This is a genomic window from Vicingus serpentipes, from assembly GCF_007993035.1.
Classification (GTDB): domain Bacteria; phylum Bacteroidota; class Bacteroidia; order Flavobacteriales_E; family Vicingaceae; genus Vicingus; species Vicingus serpentipes.
The window spans coordinates 257,575-283,471 of sequence record NZ_VOOS01000001.1; the positions used below are offsets into that span (position 1 = coordinate 257,575).

The window sequence follows — 25,897 nt, forward strand, 5'->3', positions numbered from 1 at the left end:
TTATTCTTCTTTTAGTATGATGTCTTTCTTGATAACACTTCTAAAAGCATTTTTACCAAAAACTTCAATATCTTCCGTATATATATCATAACCTGGAACTTCAACCAACATATTAAACTTACCAACTGGTAAAATCATAATATATCTACCCGTAATTGGGTTGGTTAAATAACTACCATACAACTCATCTGTTTGTAAATCTAATACCGAAATGAATACATCTTTAATAATGTTGGTCGTATCTTGTGGAGTTACATAACCTTTTATTACAGTATATTCCGGGTCAACTTCATTAAATGTAACGCTATATAAATCATAATCACCAGAACCGCCTTCTCTAATAGCAGAAATGTAACCTGTACGACCACTTTCCGATTCTCTATAGTTGGTATTATCCTCAGGTGTATTCAAAGGGAAACCAACATTTTTAACATCAGACCAATTTCTTTTTACATTATCCCAAGTTGCTTTAAAAATATCATATCCTCCCATACTAGTATGCCCTTTTGAACTAAAATATAGCGTTTTGTGGTCAGCAGTAATGTTCGGGAAATCTTCATCAAAAGGAGTATTTACGGTTGGTCCTAAATTCTGAGCCGGTGCCCATTCTCCGTTTGGTAATTTTAGCGAAACATATAAATCTAAACCACCAAAGCCACCTGTTCTATCACTAGCAAAATAAATAGCATCTCCTTTTTTAGTAATAGAAGCAGCAATTTCATGATCCTTTGAGTTAATAACCTTAGGTAATTTAGTCAAATTCTTTACTTGATTATTTTCAAATTCCGCTATCAATAAATCACCAAAATGGTCGTCATTTTCAAAGTAAAATAATAAGATTTGACCATCTGCCGACATCCCTACTATTTCTTCCGAACCATTAAGCGTGTTAATGTTTTGGTCTAATTTTCTTGCTTTAGAAAAGCTACCATTCTTCACTTCGGAGATATAGATTTCAGAAAAATAATTTCCATTTATTTTTTTCTCACTCCCATCATCGCGCATTGAATTAAAAATAACAAACGACTCATCTTTAGGAACAAATGGATAATAATCTTTAGTTGAAGAATTTACATTTTGTCCTAAATTTTTAAACGAAACATCTAATGGAAATTTCATTAACTCAATTGCGTTGTAACAATATTCTATTTGCTTATTTACATCAATAATATTTTCTTCATTTCCAGTACCTAAACTTTTAAACTCTTCATATATTTTAATGGCATCGGTAAAACGATAAGCAAAATGATAAGCTCTTCCTAATAAGTAATAGGTATTTGGATCTGGTCCATCAGCTTTAATCGCAGTTTCAAAATAAGGTACTGCTTTAGCTTTATCTATATTGGTATTTAAATAACAAACTCCAACTCTATAATGATACTTAGGGTTTTCTGGCTCTGTTTTTAACAGCTCTAAATAATCCATTAAAGCAACAGTAAAATTGCCATCATTAAAATGTTCAGCAGCTGTTTTTGGAGTTACTTCTTGAGCATAAAAAGCTAAAGAGCAAAGGGTTAAAATGGTTGTAATGAATAAACGCATCAGTTTAGTTTTAAATAGACGACAAAAGTATTATCTATTTCTACAAAACACAACATTTAATCGTCAAAATAAATATTGAATTAAATTATTTAAAATGTTTTCAACCTGAGTTATATTTTATGTGGATAGAAAAAGTTAAATCACTTATATTTACATTATGCGTCACCTGCTTTTAATAGTGTACTTTTTATCTAGCTTGTTTTTGTTTTCTCAAAATCAACGGTTTAAGTCATTTTCTATTAAAGAAGGTTTAAGCCAAAGTACTGTTAACTGTATTATCCAAGACCAAATGGGATTAATTTGGATTGGAACTCAAGATGGATTAAATAAATATGATGGTCATGAATTTACCCACTACAAAAAACAATATAACGATAGTAATAGCATTCCAGATAATAATATACAATCATTAACAGAAGATTCAAAAGGTAATATTTGGATTGGTACTTATGGTGGTGGAATTGCAATATATAACCCAAAATCAAACTCTTTCAAAAGGCTAAATTCATCAAATTCGTTATTATCTGATGACATTATTATGTGTTTTAAAGAGTTTCAAAACTCAATGTATATAGGAACTAAAAGAGGGGGCTTAAATACATTTAATTATGAAAATGAAAAAATTACACCTATAGAACTTGATAATAACACTCAAATTCAGGTTAGAGATATTGAAACATTTAATAATACTGTATACGCTGCAACTAGCCTGGGTGGCATTCATTACTTTCAAAAAAGTGTTTGGGTAAAACTACTTGATACGATTCAAATTCAAACTATTCACTCTATAAATAACCAACTTTTGTTAGGAGGAGTTCACGGCGAACTTTTCATGAGCAGTTCTAATTATTTTAAATTTAATAAACTAAAAATTGAAGGTCTAAAAAATGATGGAATTTGGGGGATTTGTTCTGACAATTCGAACAGTTTATGGTTAGGTACTTTTGGTGGAGGATTATTAAAAATAAACGCTACTAATTTTTCATTAACACATACCTATAAAAATAATATAGAAGATATTAACTCCATCAGTCATGACGTAATACTTTCAATATTAAAAGATAAAGACGGCGGAATTTGGATAGGAACTTTAGGTGGCGGCATTAATTATTTTGAGCCTAGCAATCAAAACTTTACGCATTATAATGACATAAGTGGATTGAGCAACAATGTTGTAATGTCTTTTTTAGAAAATAAAGAGGAGTTATACATTGGTACTTATGGTGGAGGACTAAATTTATTTAATAAAAAAACAAATTCATTTAAGACGTTAGATAATGTTTCTGCAAAAATAATTAGATGCATCTATAAAGATAATGATGGCATTTTATGGCTTGGGACCTATGGTAATGGATTAATAGAATACAATCCTAAAACAGGTATTGCAAAACAGATATTAAATCAGGTTGCTGATGACGTATGGTGCATTACTGAGATAAACAACAACTTATGGTTTGGAACATGGGGCTCTGGATTAATTAAATATGATAAAAAAACAGCTAATTATACCCAATATTTAAGCAATGATGAATTTAATTCTATTAGTGAAAATACTGTATTAACTCTTGCTAAAACAAGTGATAATAATTTATGGATTGGCACCTATGGTTCTGGTTTAAATTACTTTAATATTAGTAATGATGAATTTACTTCGTTTGGCTACAACGGAGCTACAAGTAAGGAAACAAACAATAAAAAAATAAGAAGTATTTATGTTGACGAAAATAGTAATTTATGGATTGGTACAGATGGTGGTGGGTTAAACCATTACAACAACGAAAAGCAAACTTTTAGTTACATTACCACAGAACAAAATCTTCCTAACAATGTAGTTTATGGAGTTGTAGAGGATAAAAATAAAAACATTTGGGTGACAACTAATTACGGATTGTGTAGGTACTCAAAAAAAAATAAATCAATTTCTAATTTTGATTATGACGATGGCTTACAAAATAATGAGTTTAATCAAGGAGCTTTATATTTTAAAGACGAACTTATTTATGCTGGAGGTATAAATGGATTTAATGTTTTCAATCCAAAAGAGGTTGAATCGTCAACTAAAAACACATTTACATTACTTACCTCAATGAAAGTGATGGGAAAAGAATTTAATCCTCCTATTCGCTTTTTAGATAGCATTAATTTAAATTATTCATCAAACTTTTTATCATTTCAATTTTCATACATCGATTATTCTGGTAAAATACAATACAGATGCAAACTAGAAGGGTTTGATAAAGATTGGAATTATTTAGAAAATAGAAATTTTATGAATTACACCAACTTGCCTCCTGGCAATTACTCATTAAAGTTTCAGGGAAAACGAATGGGAAATTGGAATAACAAGTATTCTATTTTAAAAATAAATATACCTCCACCTTTTTGGAAAACTTATTGGTTTTATCTCTTAATTATTGTTTTAGTTCTTGCTGGCTTTTACACTTTTTATGTGCTTAAACAAAAAAACCTTTTAAAACGAAATACCGAATTAGAAAACATTGTGAAAGAACGAACTCGTGAAATTCATCAACAAAACATTAGCCTTGAAGAACAAAAAAAAGAAGTAGAATTACAAAAAGAAATTACCGAATTAAAACACTACGAAATTCAATCTTCTATAAACTATGCAAGAAGAATTCAATCTGCCATTTTACCTTCAGCAAAAATTATAAGTCAATTTTTACCCGAATCATTTGTACTATACAAACCAAAAGATATTGTTGCCGGAGATTTTTATTGGATGGAAAAAAAGAACGATAAAATTTTAATAGCTGCAGCAGATTGTACGGGTCATGGTGTTCCTGGAGCTATGGTAAGTGTAGTTTGTAACAATGCCTTAAATAGATCGGTAAGGGAACATGGGTTGACTAACCCTGCTGAAATTTTAAACAAATCTAGAGAGATTGTAATTGCTGAATTTGAAAAAAGTGAAGAAGAAGTAAAAGACGGGATGGACATTGCATTATGTAGTATAACAAAAAATGAAAAAAATTACATTTTAGAATACGCTGGAGCAAATAACCCTTTATGGATAATTAGAGGCAACGAATTAATAGAAACTAAAGCTAACAAACAACCTATTGGAAGTTTTAGAAGTTCGCAAGATTTTACTTCCCATACATTTACCTTAAAACCGAACGATACCATTTATATTTTTTCTGACGGATATGTCGACCAGTTTGGAGGAGAAAAAGGGAAAAAGTTTAAAGCAAAAGCCTTTAAAGAGCTGTTATTAAAAATAGTGAGTAAAACCATGGAAGAACAGAAATTGATTTTAGAAAAAAGTTTTGAAACTTGGAAAGGCGATCTCGAACAAATAGATGACGTTTGTGTAATAGGATTTAGATTATAATGAAAAACTTTTTTGCTATATTATTTGTATTGCTAATTGCAAGCTGCGGAAACGAAAGCGAACAACTCAGTAAATATGATACAGACTTTTTAAGGGCAAAAGAATCGGTAAGAAATTACATGAAAGAGAACCTTAAAGCTAATGAAGTAATTATTGAGGGAACGATTGGCGAATTAATTTATTTTACCCCTCCTATTGAATTAATAAATGCAAAAGACTCTACGATAAAATATATCCATTACGAACAACAACATTTTGCACCTACACATAAAGATAGCATGTACCTTAAATGGAATTGGAATTTTTATAAGTTAGATGAAGACTTTAAGGTTATAAATGTTACTCACCAGCCCGAAAAAAAAGATTAAATATTACAATACCCATAAGTTGAAATTATTGATTAACTTAGAAAAATAAGCTATAGTTAAACAACTTAAAAACAATTGTAATGGAAGATAAATGGGAATTTTACAAAGACAAAAGTGACGAATGGAGATGGAGAAGAACGGCTAGTAATGGTAGAATTGTAGGCGCCTCTTCCGAGGGATACAAAAACAAACAAGATTGTATTAATAATGCCATAAGAAATGGGTATTCTAAAGAATAAAAGAAACCCTTTTTATAATATTATCTTTTTGACTTCTGCTTAAATTGGGGTTAGGAAATTACTTAAAAAATGCTAAATAAATAGCCAATAAAGCAATTAGTATGGCTGGTAAAAATAATTTTAAACCATACTTTTTATATAAGGGAATCCAATTTAACCCTTGATTATGTGCTGAATCGTTTCCTTCAATTTTCATCTTACAAAATTAATCATTATTCAGAATCTTCCCCACTCCTTTGCTCCACTGCAAAGCATAAAAAAAGCAGTTACTTTTTGTAACTGCTTGATTTTTAGTGTAGCGAGAAGGAGATTTGAACTCCTGACCTCCGGGTTATGAATCCGGCGCTCTAACCAACTGAGCTACCTCGCCATTAAGAGTTTGCAAATATAGTAGTTTTGTCATTTTATCAACAATTTGTTTCATTTTTTTTTCACTTAATATTTTCATTCAATATTTTTCATATATTGCAGGCTAGTCATTATCAACCTAAAACACATATTGAGATGTCTGATAAAGTAAAATATGAATTAGAGTTTGTGATTAAATCTTCACCAAGCTTATTGTATAGTTATATAGCAACACCTAGTGGTTTAGGCCAATGGTTTGCCGACAATGTTAACTCTAGAGGAGAACTATTTACATTTATTTGGGATGGTGCAGAAGAGCAAGCAAAATTAGTGAGTAAAAAAACAAACTCATCAGTTAAGTTTAAGTGGGTTGCAGATGAAGATCCTGAAACTTATTTTGAACTTAAAATACAAATAGATGATTTAACAAAAGATGTTGCCTTAATGGTTACAGATTTTGCTGAAGAAGACGAAGTAGATGAAGCTAAACAATTATGGGAAGCACAATTGGATAATTTACATTCAATTATCGGTTAAATTTTACCTTCCTCAATAAGTAAGACTATTCGCTCAATCATTTCATCTTCCTCATTTACTTGAGGATTGTATCGCGATTTTAAATTGGCACTATATAATCGTGCTACACCTTGATAAACAAAGGCTTTAAATCCACCACGCATTTCTTTTATAATGTCGTAAGTAGATTCGCCTGTTTCCCTATCAATTAATTTTACTAAAACCCTACCCTGCGTTACCGACATTTTTTTAATAACGTCGGTAAATTCCTCTTTCAATTCTTTTTCTCTTTGTTTTAATAAAAGTCTTCGCTTACGTTTCGATTTTATTTTCATCAACTCCTCATTGTATTTATTCAATTTAGCAGAAGCTAACTTTGCATAAGGATAAACTTTAAGAACATGGTAGCGTAATCGTCTAAACTCTTTATCCTTATCGGCATCGCCATAAGGTCTAACTCCTACAATACGCACTGGAGAAAAAGTATAGGCATATGTTGTATCTCCATCCACAACAAAAGCTTGAACAACAGTTCCATCTGGACGTTTTTTCTCCACAACTTGAAAATTAGTGGTGTCGGTATTTTTTAAGCTATCTGCTTTAGTTAAGTTTTGAGCAAAAGCAAAACCACTTAAAAGTAATAAGGTAAATAATATGTATTGTTTCTGTTTCAGGGTATTAATTTTAAATTAAAATTAGAACTTTACATTCAATTATTTATAAATGGCTTTAACTAAGGACGAAATACATCTATTATTAGAAGAAAAATACGACCAATTTAATCGGGTTTCTTTTATCGAGTCTGACCCAATTTCTATACCACATCTGTTTTCTAAAAAAGAAGACATTGAAATTGCTGGTTTTATAAGTGCTACTATAGCTTGGGGGCAACGCAAAACAATTATAAAAAATGCCAACCAGTTTGTTGAGTTCATGGATATGGAACCTTTTGATTTTGTAATGAACCATAGTCAAAAAGAATTAAATCGTTTTGCAGATTTTAAACATCGTACGTTTAATAGCATTGATGCGCAATATTTTATTACTGCCTTAAAACATATTTACACCATTCATGGAGGTTTAGAGCAAGTTTTTGCTAAACACCCTAAAAATATGCAGCTTAGTATTTCTAATTTTAAACGTGTATTTTTTGAAGAGAACCATCCTCAACGAACTCAAAAACATATTTCCGATCCATTAAAAAATTCGGCTGCAAAGCGAATTAACATGTATTTGCGCTGGATGGTAAGAAAAGATAAAAGAGGAGTAGATTTTGGTTTGTGGAATAAAATTGATGCAAAAGATATTATGTGTCCATTAGATGTCCATTCTGGTAATGTTGCTCGAAAACTAGGTTTATTAACCCGAACACAAGACGATTGGAAAGCAACAATTGAATTAACTGATAGTTTAAAACAATTTGATATTAACGACCCTATTAAATATGACTTTAGTTTATTTGGCTTGGGAGTTTTTGAAAAATTTTAAATGAAACAAAATCAAGGAATAGCACATTTAGCTAGTATTTTTGTTTTACCTGTTTTGGTGATATCAATTTTTTATGCGCCAATTTGGTTGAAAATTATTTTAGTCTTTATATTAATAGCAGCTGCTATTTATTTATGGAAAAACATTATAAAAAAATGACACTAGATTACTTACAAATTGTAAATCAATTAGAAATGCTTCCCCATCCAGAAGGTGGTTATTATAAAGAAGAATACAGAAGTAAAGACATTATTCCAAATGCAGCTTTACCTCAATTTTCTGGTGATCGAAATTTTTGTACAAGCATCTATTTTTTATTGACTTCTGAAAATTTTTCGGGCTTTCATCGAATTAAGCAAGACGAAATATGGCATTTTTATAGCGGTTCTCCCCTAGCTGTTCATGTTATTGATGAAGAAGGAATTTATACCAAACACATTATTGGCATGGACATCTTAGATGGTAAATACCCACAATTAACAGTGCCTGCAAATTGTTGGTTTGCCTCTAGCGTTGTTAACGAAAACGATTATTCGTTTGTAGGTTGTACCGTTGCTCCTGGTTTCGATTTTGATGATTTTGAATTAGCTAAAAAAGAAGAACTTTCAGCTATTTACCCTCAACATAAAAGTATTATAGAAAAATTAACGAGAATTTAAGCAAATTCAGATAAGGTTAACCATCTATCAGTTTTTTCATCTAATTGAGCCGTAATTTCCCCCAGTTCTTGCGTTAATCTTAATAATTCTTCATGATCAGAAACACTATTTACTAGTTGCTCATTTAATTTCTCTTTTTGTTCTTCTAGTTTTGGTATTTCCTTTTCAAGGTTTTCAAACTCTAGCTTTTCTTTGTAAGCCAGTTTAGTTTTAGGTTGTTCTTTTACTACTTGTTTCGGCGCCTCAACTTTTACAGGTTTTATCTTAGCTTGTTCTTCTAATTCTTTTCTATCGTTTCTGTAGTCAGTATATTTTCCTAAATAATCTTTTATTTTTCCATCTCCCTCAAACACGAATAAATGATCAACCAACTTATCCATAAAATACCTGTCGTGAGTAACTACAATTAAACATCCTTGAAAATCATTTAAAAAATCTTCTAACACATTCAATGTCATCACATCCAAATCGTTGGTTGGCTCATCTAAAATTAAAAAATTTGGGTTTTTCATTAAGATGGTCAACAAATACAATCTTCTTCGCTCTCCCCCACTCAGCTTTGCAACCATGTTGTAATGCATATCTTTTGTAAACAAAAACTTTTCTAGCATTTGAGCAGCAGTCATTACTTTGCCTTTTGCCAATGGAATAATTTCGGCAATATCTTTTATGGTATCTATTACTCGTTTATCATCTTTTAAATTGATACCATTTTGAGTATAATAACCATAAACAACTGTTTCACCAGTATCAATTCCCCCTGAATCTGGTTGTTGAAGACCAGTTAGCATATCCAAGAATGTAGATTTACCCACTCCATTTTTACCAACTATTCCAACTTTTTCAAATCGCTTAAATACATAACTAAAATCTTCTAAAATCGTTAAATCGCCAAAGGCCTTTTTAACATGATTTAGTTCTAATATTTTACTTCCTAATCGGGTAACATTTACTTCAATATCAACTTTACTTTTATCTAATTTTTGATGTGCTGTTGCTTCTGTTTTATAAAAAGATTCTTCTCTAGATTTTGCTTTTGTGCCCCTTGCTTTTGGCATCCTACGCATCCACTCTAATTCCTTCTTATAAAGATTTTTAGCTTTATCTACATGTGCTTCAAAATTCTCTATCCGTTCTTCTTTCTTTTCTAAGTAATAAGAGTAGTTACCATTGTATTTATACAATGATTTATTATCAAACTCAATAATTTCGTTACACACACGCTCTAAAAAATACCTATCGTGGGTAACCATTAAAATAGTCACATTTTCTTTCGTTAAATACCCTTCCAACCATTCAATCATATCCAAATCAAGATGATTGGTTGGCTCATCAAGAATAATAAAATCAGGCTCTTCTATTAAAACTTGTGCTAAAGCAATTCGCTTTAGCTGCCCACCTGATAATTCTCCAATTTTACGTTCTAAATCATGGATATTTAATTGACCTAAAATCTGCTTTATTCTAACTTCATAATCCCATGCTTTAAGAGTATCCATCTGCTCAAATGCTTTTTGCATTCTGTCATTATCATCCGGATTAAGAACCGCTTTTTCGTACTCTTTAATGGCTTCAATTTCACCAGAAGTAGATTTAAAAATGGTTTCACTAATGGTGTGCTGGTCTTCAAACTCTGGAGTTTGATGTAAATAACCAATTTTTATATCATTACGAAAAACTACATTTCCAGAATCATAACCTTCTTTACCAGCTAATATCTTTAAAAAGGTAGACTTACCCGTTCCATTTTTAGCTATAAAAGCTACTTTTTGACCTTTGCTTATTCCAAAGGTTATGTTTTCAAACAACACTCTATCGCCATACGATTTAGTTAATGCTTCAACTGAAAGATAATTCATCTTTAATACTAGTTTTAATGAGTGTTGGATTTGGGTAAGCTTATTTCTTTTTCAAAACTCTATCTAATGATAAAGCAGCAAAATCATAATTTGAATTTATTTCTAACGCTTTTCTATAGTCTAATTCAGCTTGATCAAAATTGCCTAATTGCTCATGACATAAACCTCTATTATAATAAGCTTCAAAATAATTTTTATCAGAGCCTATTGCTTCTGTATAAAAACCTATTGCTAAATCATAAACTTTCAAATACTCTTGATGAATATACCCTAAATTAAATAACGCTTCTCTGAATGGCTTTATAGCAATAATTTTATGGTAGGTTTCTATTGCTTCATTATATTCTCCATGTTCTTGACACCATAAGCCATAATGATACAAGGCTTCTGGACTTTCTGGTTTAATTCTAAGGGCATTTTTAATGTAGCCTTTTGCCAAGTCATTATCTTGATTGAAGTGTAAAACACCTAATTGAATATATGCATCATAATAATTACTTTCTTGCTCTACTGCTGTAATAAAACTTGAAATAGCTTTCGTTGTATCTTGCTGTTCATAAAAAACCATACCTTTTAAATAGTAAGCTTCAGCAGAATACATGTTTCTTTTTAAAGCAGCGTCAGCATATTCTATTGCTTGCTCATAATTTTGAATAATAAAAGCTAGCCATCCTAATTCTATTCTAGCCTGAACATTATTATTATCAATAAATAAACATCTATCCAAAGTTCTTTTTGCATTCTGAAAATCATCAACTTTCTTTTGCATTTCAGCTTTTAATAAATAAAATTCAGGTAACAATGAATCAATTTTTATTGCTCTATCAATATCTTCTATCGCGTAAAGAACTTCATCATATTGCTCATACATCTGAGCTCTTTTCATGTATAAATTAGGATTGTTTGGGTCTGCTTTTAATTGTTCATTAATAACCTCAAATGCTGCATTTTTATAAGCTGTTAATGAATCAACTTCAACCTTTTCATTCTCTCCATTTTTTGGTTTAACAGTTTCATTACACGAATAAAATAAAATGGATGATACTAAAACAATAAAACTAAAAATTCTCATAATTAATTAAATAAAAAAGTCCCGCAAATGCGGGACTCAAAGTTAAGTATAAAAACGAAACTTATTCTGGATTTATTTCTGCAACAATTTTTTGTTCGATTTCTTCCATTAACTCAGGATTATCTAATAGTAATTGTTTTACTGCATCTCTTCCCTGACCTAATTTTGTGTCGCCATAGCTAAACCAACTTCCTGCTTTTTTAACAATATTTTTTTCTACTCCTATATCTATAATCTCTCCCACTTTAGATATTCCAGCACCATACATAATATCAAATTCAGCTTTACGGAAAGGTGGAGCTACTTTGTTTTTCACAATTTTAACTCTAGTTCTGTTCCCTACAACTTCGTCACCATCTTTAATTTGCGAAGCTCTTCTAACATCAATACGAATAGAAGCATAAAATTTAAGTGCATTACCACCAGTTGTAGTTTCTGGATTTCCAAACATTACTCCAATTTTATCTCTTAACTGGTTAATGAATATAGCAGTACAATTTGCTTTGTTAATTGAACCTGTTAATTTTCTTAGGGCCTTTGACATTAAACGAGCTTGTAAGCCCATTTGAGAATCTCCCATTTCACCTTCAATTTCAGCTTTTGGAGTTAAAGCAGCTACAGAATCGACTACAATAATATCGACTGCCCCAGAACGAATTAGATTATCAGCAATTTCCAAAGCTTGCTCTCCATTATCAGGCTGAGATATTAATAAGTTTTCGACATCTACACCTAATGCAGCAGCATAAAATTGGTCAAAAGCATGTTCAGCATCAATAAATGCAGCAATACCACCTTTTTTCTGACATTCGGCAATAGCATGGATAGCTAAAGTTGTTTTACCAGATGATTCTGGCCCATATATTTCTACTATTCTTCCTTTTGGATAACCTTTAATACCTAAAGCTAAATCTAAAGTTAACGATCCCGAAGGAATTACATCTACATCTAAAACTGGAGCATCCCCAAGTTTCATTACAGTTCCTTTTCCATAGGTTTTTTCTAACCTATCCATCGTTAATTGTAGTGCTTTTAATTTTTCTGTGTTTACTTCAGCCATGTGTATATTTTTTTAAAACTTACCTTTAATTATTTTTAACTCTACAAATATAAGTCAAAAAACCTACAATATGTAGTTTTTTGAAATTATTTTAAAAAACCTAATAAAATCAATAAGTTCAGTACTATTAAAATACAATAAAATTGAGATTTAAAACAAAATCAAGAACTTTTAAATCTAATTCAACTCTTCTAATATTTGCTCAGTATGGTTTTTTGTTTTTACTTTTTCAATAACTTTTTCAATAATTCCTTCTTCATTAATAACAAAAGTAGTTCGGTGAATTCCATCGTAAGTTTTTCCCATAAATTTTTTAGGTCCCCAAACTCCATAAGCATTAATTACTTTTTTATCGACATCTGCCAATAAAGTAAATGGCAAATCATATTTCTCAATAAAACGATTGTGTTTTTTCTCATCATCAGCACTTACACCAACCACTTCAAATCCTTTTTTTATAAGATCACTATAATTATCTCTTAAATTACAAGATTCTACTGTACAACCAGGAGTTAAATCTTTAGGATAAAAATAAAGTATTACTTTTTTTCCTTTAAATTCTGATAAATGACGTACAATTCCATTTTGGTCAGCAACTCCAAAATCTGGAGCTTTATCTCCTTCTTTCAACATATTCATAGTTTAATTTTTATTTAGGTTAAAATTAGAAATTATAGCTGAAATAAAACATTAATTTACTGTGTTCGTTTACTTAATAAAACACTGTTTATGAAAAAACAATTTTTAAGTCTTGTCATAATTTTTAGTCTTTCGAATTTTGTAATAAGTCAAAATACATTTTTCACACAATTATCAGATGCTGGAATTGAACTTACTCAACAAAATATAACTTATGATCCAAGTTACTTTTCTATAGATTATCCAAATGGAGATGTTCCTGAAGGAAAAGGCGTATGCACAGATGTAATTATTAGAGCATATAGAAAATTAAATATCGACTTGCAAAAAGAAGTACATGAAGATATGATAGCTAATTTTAATAAATACCCTAAAAATTGGGGGCTATCAAAAACTGATGAAAATATCGATCACAGAAGAGTTCCAAACTTAATGGTGTTTTTTTCAAAGTTTGGAAAAGTTAAAAGTACTTCTAGAAATGCTAAAGATTATTTGCCTGGAGATATTGTTTGTTGGAACTTAGGTGGTGGAACTACACACATTGGTTTAGTGGTTAACAAAAAATCTGATGATGGAAAAAGATACTTAATTGTTCATAATATAGGGAACGGCCAAGAGCTATCAGATTGTTTGTTTGATTACAAAATAATTGGACATTACAGCTATATGAAGTAAACTATAAAATCGATGTCGATTTCTTAGTAAAATAGATAGCGCCTAGAACTCCAAAAGTCATAAACAAAATAGCTATTATTTGAGCTTGAGAAAGGGTTAATCCTAAAACATCATATAATGGATTTATTCTAATAAACTCGATAAAGAATCTTTCTAAACCATTAAAAGCTAAATAAATTGAAAACATTACTCCTGGTGCTGATATTTTTTTTCGAATAGACCATAATATACCAAAAATTATAAAAGCCATTATGGTTTCATAAAACGGTGTCGGCCATGCTTTTCCTGTAATACTTTCCAATCCCATTTGCATAAAATCTTGTTGAAGATTTATTCCTAAAACATTATTATGATAATCGAAAGCCCACATCCACTCAGGTAAAAAGCTAATAGCATTGGGCATTGGTAAATCATTTGGCATTCCCCAATCTCCATCTCCTGAAAGTTGACAACCAATTCGTCCAATACCATAAGCTAACATTAAAGCTGGAGCACTAGAATCAACTACATGTAAAATTGAAAGTCCTTTTTTCTTGGCAAAATAAATTACCGCTCCACCACCAACAATCAATCCGCCATAAATACTCAAACCACTTCCAGCAAAAATTACATCAATCGGGTTATCAATTAACCGAGGGATATCTTCTATCATATCAAACAACTTAGCACCTATTATACCGCCAATAGCGGCAATAAATGTCATTGTTCCAACTAATTGATATGGATGTACTGTTTCTTTAACAATTATTGGCTCTGGCAATCGTTGCTTTTCTCCTTCCCTATATCTTAAATAAGCTAAAATTGCCGCAAACACAACCCCTCCTAATAAATTACCCTGAGAAGACAACATAAATCCTTGTGGATCAGCCGCCATTTTATCATAATGTAATATCCCTTCAAGTAGTTTAAATCCAATTAAAAAACCAAACAAAGCATTACTAAGTAATTCTGTGACACTAGCTTTCTCTCCTTTTACAACATCTCTTTCAAAAGAAAAAACAAGTTTGTTTTCTTCTTTTCGTTTCATTTCTAAAACAAAAAATTGATGAGCTATAATAAATGCAATAGCCACCATAAAGCCAAACATAGGAAATGGAAGGACGATGTTAGTTCCCAAAAAATAGTTGATTAAATCTGATAAAAATGGAAACATAATTTAGTTTAAAATTTGATTTTGAACATTTAATAAATTAACTTCAACAACACCTTCAAAATCTACTTTTTCCAATTTTACTTCTTGTATTGTATTTTCTAAATCAACATTATAAGGCACTTTAACTTTTACATAGTTTTCTGTAAAACCATTTAAGAATCCTTCATGTTCTTCGCTTTCAAATAAAACAGTTGCAGTTGAACCAATATTTTCAGCATAAAACTGTCTTTTCTTTTTTTCAGATAAAATATGAAGCATTTTACTTCGATCACTTCGAACCGATTTTGGTACTACTTCACTCATTTTGTTAGCTGTCGTATTTTGTCTTTCAGAATAAGTAAATACATGTAAATAAGAAACTGGCAATTCATTTAAAAAATTATAAGTCTCTAAAAAGTCTTCCTCAGTTTCTCCTGGAAATCCAACAATAACATCTACTCCAATACAACAGTGTGGCATTAGTTTTTTTATTGTACCAACCCTATCAGCATATAATTCTCTTTTATACTTCCTTCGCATTGCTTCTAATATTTTATTAGAACCTGATTGTAATGGAATATGAACATGTGGCATGAATTTGTTCGAATTACTTACAAATTCAATGATTTCATTAGCTAATAAATTAGGTTCGATAGATGATATTCTAAATCGTTCTATTCCCTCTACCTTATCCAATTCTTTTACTAAATCAAAAAAGTTTTCTCCTTCCCCTTGTCCAAAATCGCCAATATTAACTCCTGTTAATACAACTTCATTAATATTTGAATTAGCAACTTCTCTTGCTACCTTTATTGTTTCTTCTACTGAGTTATTTCTACTTTTTCCTCTAGCTAAAGGAATTGTGCAAAACGTACAGAAATAATCACATCCATCTTGAATTTTCAAAAAAGATCGAGTTCTATCTCCCTTTGAATAAGAAGGGATAAAATCTTTTACTTCTTTTATTTTAGAAGCATGAACTTCGGCAGTATCTTTTTTAGTAATGGATGAAAAATGCTCTACAATTTTAAATTTTTCAGAAGCTCCAAGCACCATATCCACACCTTGAATTTGAGCTATCTCTTCTGGCTTTAGTTGAGCATAACAACCAATAATAGCAATAAAAGCTTCTGGATTAACCTTTAAAGCTTTTTTAACCAATTGTTTACATTTTTTATCAGCATTTTCGGTAACCGAACAAGTATTGATAACATAAACATCAGGCGTTTCATTAAACTCAACACGAGCAAATCCTTCTTCTTCAAACATTCTAGCGATAGAAGATGTTTCAGAAAAATTTAGCTTGCATCCTAAAGTATATAATGAAACTTTTTTATTGGAAATCATAACTGCAAAATTAAAGCATTATGTTCAATTAGAAGCTTTGGTGAATGAATATTTACCTAACCAATACTAATTCAAATTTATTCACCTTTAAATTGGGATGATTGTTTTTAATTAATGTAGGTCGAATTGAAAAAACTCCATCTGAAGGAGGAATAAAATTACCTTCTAATTTGCCATAAAACTTCCAATGTGTAACTCCATCTAATTCGGTTTTTACCTCATCCAATTTTGGAGATGCCAATAATGGGTCTAGCCCTCCTTTTATAAGTTGTTCTTCTCCTCTATAAAACTCAAAATCCATAACCATTAATGGCAATTCAGTATATTCTATATCACAATCAATATATAAATCGATTTCTTGTTGCTTTTCACAATCAACTTGAATACTAACATTCTTATTTTTAAACACATCAACCCTTGCTATTTCTGATGTGCAAGAAAAAAAGATTATTATAAAAAAAATGAAAACTATGTACCCTTTATTTGAATTCATTGATAAATTGAATTATTTCATTTGCCAATTGGGGTACATTTTTTAAAGTAGGGTTAGAATAGGTCGCAATATTCTCTTCTTGATTTAATGGTGCTAATTTAAATACATGATTCATCCCTTCTATTAAAATTAGCTTACTCTTAGAATTAGCTTTATGCAACAAATCAGCATCTTCTTTTGACACTTGAATATCAGTTGTTCCTTGTATTATTAATGAAGGAACTGAAAGTTTCGCAATTTCATGTGTTGGATTATATTTTATCCAAGAAATCATATAGGGTTGAACCGAAGGTCGAAATATTGAAAACAGCATTGGATTTATATCCCCAACGGTATCTCCCTCTTTTAATTTATCAAAAACACGATTTACTTCTTCTTTAATTAAATCTGGTTGAGTTTCTAGTTGCTTTTTTATAATTTCATCTGCAGGTATTCCTGTTCCTGCAATTGAAATAAAACCAGCTGTATTAGTTTTTTGAGCTACTATCATTCCAATTAAAGAACCCTCGCTATGCCCTATAATAATTACTTTTTTAAATCTATATTCTTGCGTTAATAATTCTACCCAATTAATAACATCATCAATATAAATTTCAAACCGAAGATCTTCCTCTTTAACAATTGCATCCGCACTTTCTCCAATACCTCTTTTGTCAATTCTTAATGAAGGAATTTCTTTTGCAATTAAATCTTCAGCTAAATATTTTAAGGAGTTGTTTTTCCCTTTAATCATTAATGAATTCCCATCTCTATCTGTTGGTCCAGATCCAGGAATAATTAAAACAACTAAATAGTCATTAGCTGGAGAAGTAAGAAGTGTTCCGTAAAGATTTACATTATTATAATTTAGCTCTATTTCTTGTTCTTTAAAATTTTGAGAAAAAGAGAATTGTGAACTAAAAATTGCTATAAAAAAAAGGATTTTTTTCATCTTACTATTTTCCACTTCCTTTTACAACTATCATTACAGTATAGATTAATATTTTAAAATCAACTAGTAAAGACATGTTTTCAATGTAAATGATATCAAATTTTAATCGTTCAATCATTTCATCAACATTCTCTGCATAACCGTACTTAACTTGCCCCCATGAAGTTATTCCTGGAGTAACTTTCAGTAAATGATTATAATGAGGTGCTTCTTTTACAATTTGATCAATAAAAAATTGTCTTTCAGGTCGAGGTCCAACCAAACTCATATCGCCAATTAGTACATTATAAAATTGAGGAATTTCATCAAGTCTGACTTTACGCATAAAACGTCCAAACTTAGTAATTCTCATATCCTTTTGGCTAGATAATGCTGGCCCATCTTTCTCAGCATCTTCACACATCGATCTAAATTTATGAATCATAAAAGGTTTTCCATGTATTCCTATGCGTTCTTGAGAGAAAAAAGCAGGTCCTTTAGAAGTTGAAATAACAATTATAGCCGTAAAAAGATATAATGGAGAAAATACTATTAAGACAATTAAAGAAACTACCACATCGATAATTCTCTTCATTATTTTTTGCCATTGAGGCATTATTTCTTTTGTAATTACAATTAAGGGGGTTCCAAAAATTGAAGACATTTTAACTGATCCCGAAAGTATATCATACATATCAGGAATAATCTTAATAATAACTGGCAAACCTTCTAAAACAGTAATAATATTACCTAAACTTTTATGTTCAGAAGATTCTACTGCAATGATCACTTCCTCTATTTGATTTGTTTCGATAGTTGTTCTAAGATTTACACAATTACCTAGATGAGGCAAAAAATCACTAAGCATAAACTTTTCACTTTCATCATTTACATGAGTAAAGCCTACTAAACGATTTCCTGAAGAATGTTTTTGATTTGTTATTTCTTTATATAAATCAACAGCATTTTGATTTGCACCAATAATTAAAGTATTGAATCCAATTTTTCTGTTTTTAATCCTAATCCCAGTATAGGTAGTTAGAATTAACCTGAATATTACTGTAATTGAAAAATGATATGTAAATAAAGTAAAATATGATTTATAATATTGCTTATAAGAAGCTATCTCATCATCTAAAATAACTACAAAAAACAAAATTAAAGTTCCAATAATTGAGATTAAAAATGTTTGTCCAAATTCTTTTAATCTTGATTTTCGATATATATTTTTATAAGTTCCTGTAATAAAATAAAGTACTAACCAAAACAAAGGAATAACCGCTAAAGCATAATAAAAGTTTTGATCAAATGAAATTGAGATTTCATATCCGAACTTTGCAGGTTCTACATAAGATTTTCGATAAATAAAAAACAAAGCCCAAGTGATAGCAGCTGCAATAACATCTAATGCTACATATTTTAATGCATGCAGTTTTTTATTCATTATAAGTGAATCAGTTTTAAATTATCAATTTTAAAATCAGGTTCTTGAAGATTATTCTGAAATCCAAAGAAAATTTTATAATCGTTAGAAGCTGGTCTAGTTTGTATTGCTTCCGTAAAATTTAAATAAATTTTATTCCAGCTACTTGAAGTGTTTAAATAAAATAATCCCAATTGTTCTGAATCAGCATACAAACCAACCAAAACAGGTTTATTTGTTTTAAAATTTAATTCTAAGAAAACTGGACTACCGAATCTTGGTAATGTGGAGAATCCTGGGGTGTTACATTCAAAAAAATCCATTAGCGGAGTTAATACAACTTCTCCAGCATAACTACCTTCAAATACATCTGAGGTAGTTTTATTCATTACTGTGTCTGAAATTACATTGTATAAAAAAGGTAAACTAGCAGACTCAAAATCTTCCATCCAATAAAAAGTTGTACCGGAAGTATAAGTTGTTGTAGGATTAATTTCTATAGTTTTCTCTTTTTCTAATTGAATTTGCTTTGAGTAGCCATTATAAAATAAATAACGTTCTCTACGTTCAGCAATACCATTCTCTTTAATTCCAGGGTAAACTTCTAATTTAAAGCTACCTTCTTTGACCACTGGAAATCTTACTGGTAATTCAAAAACTCCAAGTAACTCTTGATCAAGATAAACCCATGCATCAGTAATTTTGTGTGAAGAAGTCCCTTGTTCTGGAGTTGTTGTTAGGGTGAAATTATTGATATATATATACGCAGGAATATCAGCCTCTAATTCTTGTTTGTTACAAGAAACTAAAGTCCAACCAATAAAAAGCAATAAAATATAATTTTTTACGTTGTGCAAAACTTAAAAATATCAACCTAAACGCAGGCTCTCCATTAATATTGTGCAAATGTATTAATCTTCTATTAATGACAAGGATATTTTTAACTTTTCTACTATTTTATGAGCTACATCAAGTGCATTATAGCCATCATGTATACTAACTGGAGGGGTAGTATTTTGGTTAATTGAATTTGCAAATTGTTGTAATTCTTCCTGAATCGCATTTACTTCTTTCACCTTTGGCTTTTCAAAATTTATTTGCTTTTGACCTTTACCTTCTCCTAACTCAAGAATAACTGCTAAAGGATCTGGATCTCCTTCAACATTTTGAAGTTTTACAATTTCACTTTGTTTTTCAAGAAAATCAATTGCTACATAAGCATCGCGTTGAAACAATCTTGTTTTACGCATATTTTTTAATGAAATTCTACTGGCAGTTAAGTTCGCTACACATCCATTATCAAACTCTATTCTTGCATTTGCTATATCTGGAGTATCAGAAACAACAGCTACACCGCTCGCACTAATTTTTTTAATGTTAGATTTTACAACACTCAAAATAATATCTAAATCATGTATCATTAAATCCAATACTACAGGTACATCTGTTCCTCTTGGATTAAATTGTGCTAAACGATGTGTTTCAATAAACATTGGATTATTTATGAAAGGTAAAGCCGCAGTAAAAGCTGGATTAAATCGTTCAACATGTCCAACTTGAACTTTCACATTTGCTTCTTCAGATAATTCTATCAGTTGTTTTGCTTCTTCTACAGTATTTGTAATCGGTTTTTCAATAAAAACATGTTTTGAAAGTTTTAATGCTTTTGAAGCACATTCAAAATGAGACAAGGTTGGCGTAACAATATCAACTGCATCGACAGCATTGATAAGTTCATCCATATTGTCAAAAGCTTTCACTCCAAATTCTTGCTCAACTTTTAATCTATTTTCTGTATCTAAATCGAAAAAACCAACTAATTCAAAATCAGCAATTTCTTTTAGCAATCTAACATGAATTTTACCTAAATGACCTGCTCCTATTACTCCTATTTTTAACATCCGCTTTTATTTTGAAACAAAAATAGTTCTAATGCATTCCTTAGAATAAAAGCAGTGTAAATATTATTAACAACTAAAGTTTAATAATAAGCACAAAGAATAAATTAAAAAGCAATAGTTTCTTATTTACTTTGCCGCACTTAAAAAATAAAATTGAGCGATACATACAGACATAAAGGCCAACGAAAATTATTAGCTAAATTATTAGCCGAAAAAGGCATAAATTGTCCTGATGTTTTATTAGCAATAGAAACTGTACCTCGCCATTTATTTATACCAGATACCGCACTTCATAAATATGCTTATGAAGATAATGCTTTCCCTATAGGTTCTGGACAAACCATTTCTCAACCTTATACTATTGCTTTTCAAACTCAAATGCTTGAAATAAAAAAGCGTGAAAAAGTATTGGAAATTGGTACAGGCTCAGGATATCAAACTGCTGTTTTATTAGAAGTTGGCGCTAAAGTTTTTTCTATTGAAAGACAAAAAGCTTTATTTGACAGAACTAAAAACTTCTTACCTTCTATTGGCTATAACGCAAAACTTTTTTATGGCGATGGCTATGCTGGGTTGCCTTCTTTTGCACCTTTCGATAAAATTATTGTTACTGCTGGTGCGCCATATATTCCAGAAGATTTATTAAGCCAACTTAAAATAGGTGGAATAATGATGATACCTGTAGGAGATGATGATGATAAAATCATGAAAAAGGTAATTAAAAAAGGCGAAAAATCTTTTGAAGTTGAAGAACTTGGAATCTTTAGATTTGTTCCTTTATTAAAAGAAAAAGGAAACGATTAATTCAATTTTTACACTAGTAATTTCCTTACTTTTGTGGCTCAAATGAGCAGATTTTTTATCCAAATAAAATATAAAGGAACAAATTATCATGGGTGGCAGGTGCAACCCAATGCGAACTCAGTGCAGGCTGAAGTTAACAAAGCTTTAAGCACATTATTTCAAGAAGAAATTTTAGTTGTAGGCGCAGGCAGAACTGATACTGGCGTTCATGCTACTGATTTTTTTGCTCATTTTGAAACAGAAAAAGAATTTGAAAATGAACATGTTTGCTATAAGTTAAACTGTATTTTACCTAAAGATATTTCTTGTTCTAAAGTATTTAAAGTGAATGATGATGTTCATGCTCGTTTTTCTGCAACAGAGCGCACTTATGAATATTGGATTACTCCAACTAAAAATCCATTTTTAATAGATGGTGCTTATTTTTTTAGCCATGATTTAGAAATTGAAAAAATGAATGAAGCGGCTAAATTATTGATTCGAAAAGCTGATTTCTCTTGTTTTAGCAAAAGTAATACTGACACTTTTACAAACGATTGTACAATTAATAAGGCAATTTGGGAGGAGAAAAATGATGTTTTAGTTTTTACCATTTCTGCCGACCGTTTCCTTAGAAATATGGTTAGAGCTATAGTAGGAACTTTACTTGATGTTGGTTTAGGTAAAATTAAACCACAAGAAATAGAAAATATAATTGCTTCAAAAAATAGAAATGATGCTGGAACTAGTGTTCCTGCTCATGGCTTGTATTTAACTAAAATAAACTACCCAACTAATGGCTAAAAGTGTTTCAGGAAGTGCTTTCGACGTGCCATTATTTAAACGAATAATGGCTTATGTAAAACCTTACAATAAGGTATTTTACATCACTTCTGCAATAAGCATCGTTTTAGCTTTTATGGCATGGATTCGTCCGGTATTAATTCAAGTAACGATTGACGAAAACATAAAAAAACTTGACAAAGAAGGTTTATTGATGATGACCTTAATTTTAATTGGGGTTTTAATTATCGAATCTATTTTAGAATACTTTTTTAATTACTTAAGTAACCTTTTAGGACAAAATGTAATTAGAGATTTAAGAAATCAAGTTTTTAAACATGTAATTAGCTTTAAATTAAAACACTTCGACAACACACCAATTGGTCAGTTGGTTACACGAACAGTATCGGACATTGAAACTATTGCAGAAATGTTTTCTGGTGGAATACTAGTAATTATTAGTGATTTACTAAAAATATTTACCATCATCACCTACATGTTTATTAAACAGTGGGATCTAGCTCTAATTACCTTAATTCCTATTCCTATTTTGTTTTTTGCTACATCTATATTTAAGCGAGTAATTAAAAAAGCTTTTCAAGAAGTTAGAGAGCAAGTATCTGTATTAAATACATTTGTTCAAGAGCACATTACAGGAATGTCAATTGTCCAAATTTTCAATCGTGAGGAGGTTGAAATGGATAAGTTTTCTGACATTAATAAAAAACATAGAGCAGCGCATATTAAAACCGTTTGGGCTTATTCTATTTTCTTTCCAATAGTTGAAATGCTTTCTGCTGCTTCTATTGCTTTACTGGTTTGGTATGGATTTAAAGAAGTTGCTGAACAACATGCTACTCCTGGAATTATTTTCTCTTTTATTCTATTTATATACATGTTGTATCGCCCAATCAGGCAGTTAGCTGATCGTTTTAATACACTGCAAATGGGTATGGTAAGTTCTGAGCGTGTTTTTAAAGTGCTTGACACCAATTCAACAATCGAAAATAACGGCACACTTTCTCCTATAAATCTTACTGGAAATATTAAGTTTAAAGATGTTTGGTTTGCATACAATGATGAAGATTGGGTATTGAAAAATATTTCTATCGACATGAAAAAAGGAGAATCTTTAGCTTTAGTTGGTGCAACAGGAGCTGGAAAATCTTCCATCATAAATTTATTGGGCAGATATTACGAAATCAATAAAGGAGAAATTACTATTGACGACATTAACATTAATGATTTTGATTTAAATCATTTAAGAAAAACAATGTCTATTGTTTTACAAGATGTCTTCTTATTTTCTGATTCAATATTAAATAACATTACGCTTTACAGCGAAGAAATAACAAAAGAACAAGTAATTGAGGCCGCAAAAAAAATAGGTGCACATGAATTTATTGCTGCCTTACCAAACGGCTATGAATATAATGTAAAAGAGCGAGGTGCTTTATTATCTGTTGGACAACGTCAACTTATTTCATTTATCCGAGCTTATGTTCACCAGCCAGAAATTTTAATTCTTGATGAGGCAACATCTTCTATCGACAGTGAGTCAGAAGCCTTAATTCAACATGCAACTGATGTAATTACCGAAAACCGAACTTCTATTATCGTTGCTCACCGTTTATCAACCATTAAAAATGCTGATAAAATATTAGTAATTGATAAAGGAGAAATAATGGAAGAGGGCAATCATTTTGAATTGATTAAAAAAGATGGTTATTACAAAAAGCTGTATGACTATCAATTTAAAAATCAAATTGAAGATGAACAATAAACCGCTTCATTATCAGTTAAACTCTAATCATTTTAGCTTTTGTTATATTTGCATTTAAATGAAAAAGGTACCATTCATATTAATTGGCTTATTAATCATTGTTTCATTTTCTTGTAGAAAAGATGATGTAATTACTGATACCAATGCGCAATTAAGTTTTTCTACCGACACATTACTTATCGACACTGTTTTTACCACACTTGGTTCTACGACCAAACGTTTAATGGTTTACAATAGAAACGATAGTAAAATTAGAATTTCAAGTATTTCGTTAGATGGGGGAGAAAGCTCTCAATTTAGAATAAATGTTGATGGAGCATCCGGAAATATACACACCGACATAGAAATTGAAGCCAACGATAGTTTATTTATTTTTATTGAGGTTACCATTGACCCAAATGCCACAAACGATTTATTTATTGTTAAAGAAAATATTCGATTTATTACTAATGGGAATAACCAAAGTGTTGCCCTAGTAGCATGGGGACAAGATGCTCATTATTTTGTTGCTAATCAATTTAGTTCTAGCCTTCCTCCTCTTGTATATTTAGATAAAGATACTTCTGCCGGAGCATTAAACGTAACTTGGCCAAACGACAAGCCTTATGTAATTTATGGTGGTTATTTAACCCTAGATGGAAATGATAAATTAACGATAGATAAAGGAGTAAGAATTCATTTACACAACAATGCAGGACTTTGGGTTTATAAAGGTGGGAACATCATTATTAATGGAACTAAAGATGAACCTGTAACTTTTCAGGGAACGAGATTAGAATCTAGCTACAAAGATGTTGCTGGGCAATGGGACAGAATATGGATTAATGAAGGTAGTGTTGACAACGTATTCAACTATGTTAAAATTAAAAACGCTTACATTGGTATTCAGGCAGAAACCCTACCTTTTGAACCAAACACAGCTTTAAGTAGCAATAAATTAATCTTAAATAATTGTGAAATTCATAACTCTTCTGCTGTAGGGATTTTAGCTACCAACTACCAGATAGAAAGCGAAAATTCGTTAATTACCAATTGTGGACAATACAACTTATTAGTTACTGGAGGCGGTAAATACAACTTTAACCATACCACAATTGCTAACTATTGGCCCGACGGATTCAGAGAAACTCCAGCGATTTATATGCAAAACTACTACACCGATATTAATGGAGCTACACAAGTTAGAAATATAGATTCTGCATTATTTAAAAACTGTATTATTGCTGGTAGTGAAGATAATGAATTTGTAACAGAAGTACTTTCGCCTGGTGCTATTAATTATAAAGTGAGTTATTCTTTGCTTAAAACAAATGCTGCTACTCCAGCTCCTAACTTCGAAAATTTAGCTCCTTATTTTAGTAGCTCTGTTTTTGTTGATACCCAACTCGATTTCCATTTAATTGGTGGTTCACCTGCAATAAATAAAGGTATTATCTCTTCGGTTACAACCGACCATGATGGTGTAACTAGAAATAACCCACCAGACCTTGGGGCGTACGAAGAATAATATACTTGACTTTCTCCT

At 30.6% G+C, this 25,897-nt stretch carries 26 protein-coding genes and 1 tRNA gene; 12 read left to right on the top strand and 15 right to left on the bottom strand.

What is annotated here, in order from left to right; genetic code table 11:
- The gene (locus FRY74_RS01105; protein WP_147097778.1) at positions 1-1,542 is read right to left on the bottom strand and encodes a PD40 domain-containing protein; all 1,542 of its coding nucleotides are present in this window, start codon (positions 1,540-1,542) and stop codon (positions 1-3) included.
- 178 nt (positions 1,543-1,720) lie between these two features.
- Here FRY74_RS01105 and FRY74_RS01110 point away from each other — a divergent pair, with 178 nt between their 5' ends.
- The 3 genes from FRY74_RS01110 (at position 1,721) to FRY74_RS01120 (ending at position 5,501) form a co-directional block, all read left to right on the top strand.
- The gene (locus tag FRY74_RS01110) at positions 1,721-4,894 is read left to right on the top strand and encodes a ligand-binding sensor domain-containing protein (RefSeq protein WP_170227914.1); all 3,174 of its coding nucleotides are present in this window, start codon (positions 1,721-1,723) and stop codon (positions 4,892-4,894) included.
- On the top strand, positions 4,894-5,262 hold the full coding sequence (locus tag FRY74_RS01115; RefSeq protein ID WP_147097782.1) for a hypothetical protein: 369 nt from the start codon (positions 4,894-4,896) through the stop codon (positions 5,260-5,262). The genes FRY74_RS01110 and FRY74_RS01115 overlap by 1 nt, the downstream gene beginning before the upstream one ends.
- 80 nt (positions 5,263-5,342) lie before the next feature.
- Positions 5,343-5,501: a YegP family protein gene (locus tag FRY74_RS01120; protein WP_147097784.1), complete on the top strand. Its 159-nt coding sequence runs from the start codon at positions 5,343-5,345 to the stop codon at positions 5,499-5,501.
- A gap of 58 nt (positions 5,502-5,559) precedes the next feature.
- Here the strand turns inward: FRY74_RS01120 and FRY74_RS12825 are convergent, their stop codons facing one another.
- Complete coding sequence (locus tag FRY74_RS12825) at positions 5,560-5,697, bottom strand: hypothetical protein (protein ID WP_170227915.1); 138 nt, start codon at positions 5,695-5,697, stop codon at positions 5,560-5,562.
- Positions 5,698-5,797: 100 nt separating this feature from the next.
- Positions 5,798-5,871, bottom strand: a tRNA-Met gene (locus tag FRY74_RS01125).
- Positions 5,872-6,005: 134 nt separating this feature from the next.
- Between FRY74_RS01125 and FRY74_RS01130 the strand changes: the two genes are divergently transcribed.
- A complete protein-coding gene (locus FRY74_RS01130) occupies positions 6,006-6,386 on the top strand; it encodes an START-like domain-containing protein (protein WP_147097785.1) in 381 nt (126 codons plus the stop codon).
- Here FRY74_RS01130 and FRY74_RS01135 read toward each other — a convergent pair.
- On the bottom strand, positions 6,383-6,922 hold the full coding sequence (locus FRY74_RS01135) for a DUF4294 domain-containing protein (RefSeq protein ID WP_170227916.1): 540 nt from the start codon (positions 6,920-6,922) through the stop codon (positions 6,383-6,385). The genes FRY74_RS01130 and FRY74_RS01135 overlap by 4 nt on opposite strands.
- 166 nt (positions 6,923-7,088) lie before the next feature.
- Here FRY74_RS01135 and FRY74_RS01140 point away from each other — a divergent pair, with 166 nt between their 5' ends.
- Genes FRY74_RS01140 through FRY74_RS01145 form a run of 3 tightly spaced genes read left to right on the top strand, consistent with a single transcriptional unit; the run spans position 7,089 to position 8,512 of the window.
- A complete protein-coding gene (locus FRY74_RS01140; RefSeq protein WP_147097789.1) occupies positions 7,089-7,853 on the top strand; it encodes a TIGR02757 family protein in 765 nt (254 codons plus the stop codon).
- Positions 7,854-8,012, top strand: a complete 159-nt coding sequence (locus tag FRY74_RS12830) for a hypothetical protein (RefSeq protein ID WP_170227917.1) — start codon at positions 7,854-7,856, stop codon at positions 8,010-8,012.
- The gene (locus tag FRY74_RS01145) at positions 8,009-8,512 is read left to right on the top strand and encodes a cupin domain-containing protein (protein WP_147097791.1); all 504 of its coding nucleotides are present in this window, start codon (positions 8,009-8,011) and stop codon (positions 8,510-8,512) included. Before FRY74_RS12830 ends, FRY74_RS01145 begins: the two co-directional genes overlap by 4 nt.
- On the opposite strand, the gene FRY74_RS01150 is transcribed toward FRY74_RS01145, so the two are convergent.
- The 4 genes from FRY74_RS01150 to bcp form a co-directional block, all read right to left on the bottom strand.
- Positions 8,509-10,371 carry an ABC-F family ATP-binding cassette domain-containing protein gene (locus FRY74_RS01150; RefSeq protein WP_147097793.1) on the bottom strand — a complete coding sequence of 621 codons (1,863 nt, stop codon included), beginning with the start codon at positions 10,369-10,371 and terminating at the stop codon, positions 8,509-8,511. The genes FRY74_RS01145 and FRY74_RS01150 overlap by 4 nt on opposite strands.
- A gap of 40 nt (positions 10,372-10,411) precedes the next feature.
- Positions 10,412-11,443: a tetratricopeptide repeat protein gene (locus FRY74_RS01155; RefSeq protein WP_147097795.1), complete on the bottom strand. Its 1,032-nt coding sequence runs from the start codon at positions 11,441-11,443 to the stop codon at positions 10,412-10,414.
- 61 nt (positions 11,444-11,504) lie between these two features.
- Positions 11,505-12,503 carry a recombinase RecA gene (recA, locus tag FRY74_RS01160; protein WP_147097797.1) on the bottom strand — a complete coding sequence of 333 codons (999 nt, stop codon included), beginning with the start codon at positions 12,501-12,503 and terminating at the stop codon, positions 11,505-11,507.
- A 177-nt stretch (positions 12,504-12,680) separates the two neighbouring features.
- The gene (gene bcp, locus FRY74_RS01165; protein WP_147097799.1) at positions 12,681-13,142 is read right to left on the bottom strand and encodes a thioredoxin-dependent thiol peroxidase; all 462 of its coding nucleotides are present in this window, start codon (positions 13,140-13,142) and stop codon (positions 12,681-12,683) included.
- Positions 13,143-13,232: 90 nt separating this feature from the next.
- Here bcp and FRY74_RS01170 point away from each other — a divergent pair, with 90 nt between their 5' ends.
- The gene (locus FRY74_RS01170) at positions 13,233-13,817 is read left to right on the top strand and encodes a DUF1287 domain-containing protein (protein WP_147097801.1); all 585 of its coding nucleotides are present in this window, start codon (positions 13,233-13,235) and stop codon (positions 13,815-13,817) included.
- Position 13,818: 1 nt separating this feature from the next.
- On the opposite strand, the gene FRY74_RS01175 is transcribed toward FRY74_RS01170, so the two are convergent.
- Genes FRY74_RS01175 through FRY74_RS01205 form a run of 7 tightly spaced genes read right to left on the bottom strand, consistent with a single transcriptional unit; the run spans position 13,819 to position 21,023 of the window.
- Positions 13,819-14,970 (bottom strand): prolipoprotein diacylglyceryl transferase, encoded by a 1,152-nt coding sequence (locus FRY74_RS01175; protein ID WP_147097803.1) that lies wholly within the window; start codon positions 14,968-14,970, stop codon positions 13,819-13,821.
- Between the two features lie 3 nt (positions 14,971-14,973).
- Positions 14,974-16,296, bottom strand: coding sequence for a tRNA (N(6)-L-threonylcarbamoyladenosine(37)-C(2))-methylthiotransferase MtaB (gene mtaB, locus FRY74_RS01180; protein ID WP_147097805.1), 1,323 nt, complete (start codon positions 16,294-16,296; stop codon positions 14,974-14,976).
- Positions 16,297-16,348: 52 nt separating this feature from the next.
- Complete coding sequence (locus FRY74_RS01185; protein ID WP_147097807.1) at positions 16,349-16,789, bottom strand: hypothetical protein; 441 nt, start codon at positions 16,787-16,789, stop codon at positions 16,349-16,351.
- Positions 16,776-17,720, bottom strand: a complete 945-nt coding sequence (locus FRY74_RS01190) for an alpha/beta hydrolase (RefSeq protein WP_147097808.1) — start codon at positions 17,718-17,720, stop codon at positions 16,776-16,778. Before FRY74_RS01190 ends, FRY74_RS01185 begins: the two co-directional genes overlap by 14 nt.
- Before the next feature lie 4 nt (positions 17,721-17,724).
- Complete coding sequence (locus FRY74_RS01195; RefSeq protein ID WP_147097810.1) at positions 17,725-19,143, bottom strand: sugar transferase; 1,419 nt, start codon at positions 19,141-19,143, stop codon at positions 17,725-17,727.
- Positions 19,143-19,979, bottom strand: a complete 837-nt coding sequence (locus FRY74_RS01200) for a hypothetical protein (protein WP_147097813.1) — start codon at positions 19,977-19,979, stop codon at positions 19,143-19,145. Before FRY74_RS01200 ends, FRY74_RS01195 begins: the two co-directional genes overlap by 1 nt.
- A 54-nt stretch (positions 19,980-20,033) precedes the next feature.
- Entirely contained in the window at positions 20,034-21,023 is a 990-nt protein-coding gene (locus FRY74_RS01205) for a Gfo/Idh/MocA family protein (RefSeq protein ID WP_147097815.1), read from the bottom strand.
- A 153-nt stretch (positions 21,024-21,176) separates the two neighbouring features.
- Between FRY74_RS01205 and FRY74_RS01210 the strand changes: the two genes are divergently transcribed.
- From FRY74_RS01210 to FRY74_RS01225, 4 genes are read left to right on the top strand one after another with little or no spacing between them, the layout of a single operon-like run.
- A complete protein-coding gene (locus FRY74_RS01210; protein WP_147097817.1) occupies positions 21,177-21,827 on the top strand; it encodes a protein-L-isoaspartate(D-aspartate) O-methyltransferase in 651 nt (216 codons plus the stop codon).
- 42 nt (positions 21,828-21,869) lie between these two features.
- On the top strand, positions 21,870-22,610 hold the full coding sequence (gene truA / locus FRY74_RS01215) for a tRNA pseudouridine(38-40) synthase TruA (RefSeq protein WP_147097819.1): 741 nt from the start codon (positions 21,870-21,872) through the stop codon (positions 22,608-22,610).
- A complete protein-coding gene (locus tag FRY74_RS01220; RefSeq protein ID WP_147097821.1) occupies positions 22,603-24,372 on the top strand; it encodes an ABC transporter ATP-binding protein in 1,770 nt (589 codons plus the stop codon). The genes truA and FRY74_RS01220 overlap by 8 nt, the downstream gene beginning before the upstream one ends.
- 58 nt (positions 24,373-24,430) lie before the next feature.
- On the top strand, positions 24,431-25,879 hold the full coding sequence (locus FRY74_RS01225) for a choice-of-anchor Q domain-containing protein (RefSeq protein ID WP_147097823.1): 1,449 nt from the start codon (positions 24,431-24,433) through the stop codon (positions 25,877-25,879).
- The last annotated feature ends 18 nt before the right edge of the window (positions 25,880-25,897 follow it).